The sequence below is a fragment of the Mesorhizobium sp. M7A.F.Ca.CA.003.01.2.1 genome (assembly GCF_003998945.1).
GTDB classification, from domain to species: Bacteria; Pseudomonadota; Alphaproteobacteria; order Rhizobiales; family Rhizobiaceae; genus Mesorhizobium; species Mesorhizobium ciceri.
Window position 1 is genome coordinate 1 of sequence record NZ_RZRA01001225.1, and the last position, 1295, is coordinate 1295.

At 62.7% G+C, this 1295-nt stretch carries 2 protein-coding genes; both read right to left on the reverse strand.

From position 1 onward, the window contains the following. Window positions 1-596: twin-arginine translocation signal domain-containing protein (locus tag EN969_RS31455; protein WP_127419752.1), on the reverse strand; the 596-nt coding region annotated here is incomplete at its 3' end. Between the two features lie 149 nt (window positions 597-745). Continuing rightward, window positions 746-1295 (reverse strand): FAD-dependent oxidoreductase (locus EN969_RS31460; RefSeq protein ID WP_164758684.1); only part of this gene is annotated, 550 nt, incomplete at its 5' end.

Below are 1295 nucleotides of genomic sequence, written 5' to 3' on the forward strand. Positions count from 1 at the left end.
CCGATCCTGATCGGCTGCTCGGCGCCCGAACCGTCCTTGATCTTCTTGTCGAGGATGACATAGGGCTTGAGATAGAGCTTGTCGTCGCGCGGGTTCGCGGCAAGCTCCGTGCCGCGGATCAGATTGGCGCAGACGAAGGGAAAATTGGCGCCGGCCAGCACCTTGTCCAGGAACGACAGGCCATAGTTGAACTCGTGGTTGCCCAGCGTCGAGCACTCGTAGCCGAGCAGGTTCATACCCTTCATGATCGGATGCAGGTCGCCGTCCTTCAGGCCCTTCTCATAGGCGATGTAGTCGCCCATCGGATTGCCCTGCAGCAGGTCGCCATTGTCGATCAGCATCGAATTCACCGCTTCCTTGCGCACGGCGTCGATCAGGGAGGCCGTGCGCGACAAGCCCAGCGTGTCGTTCGCTTTGTCGGCGTAATAATCGTAAGGCAGCACGTTCACATGGATGTCGGTGGTCTCCATGATCCGGAGATGCGCCTGGTTGGCCTGTGCGCGAGCGGAGAAGGGATGAAGCACGATCAGCGCCCCTGTAGCTGCGGTGCCAGCGAGGAAATCGCGGCGGGAGACGGGATGGAGCAGTTGCGACATGTTTTCTCCTTATCGACAACGTGACACGCCCTGCCCCGAAGCGAACTTCGCGCCGAAATCGGCTCAAGTCCATTCAAGAAGTTGCGTGCATCGGAAGGTCAGTCGACCAGCAACAGATGACGTGCGGATGAACGGTGCCGGTGAAGAAATCAGCCCTTGTCGTCGTCGCCCTGGGTGATCAGCCGCGCGCTGCGTTGCCCCGTCGCGTAGATCCATAGCCAGCTCAGCGAAACAGCAAGCCGGTTGCGAAAGCCGATCAGGAAATAGATGTGAGCCACTCCCCACAGCCACCAGGCGAGCCAGCCGGTGAGCTTGATCCAGCCGAAATCGATGGCGGCGGCGCGTTTGCCGATCGTCGCCAGATCGCCGGCATGCCTGTAGTGGAAAGGACGCGCGGTCGTGTCGCCGCCGAGCCTGGCCTTGATGGTAGCCGCAACATGTCGGCCCTCCTGCTTGGCGGAAGGCGCCACGCCGGGAACCGGCCGCCCGTCTGGCCGCAGCACATGAGCGGCGTCGCCGATGACGAAGATCTCCGGGCTGCCACGCACACTTAGATCGGGCTCGACCAGCACCCTGCCCGCGCGGTCCGCCTTCGCTCCCAGCCATTCAGCGGCTGGCGAAGCGGCAACGCCGGCTGCCCACAGGATCGTTCGGGCGGCCAGTTGCTTATCGCCAAACACGACACCTTCGGCGTCGCAG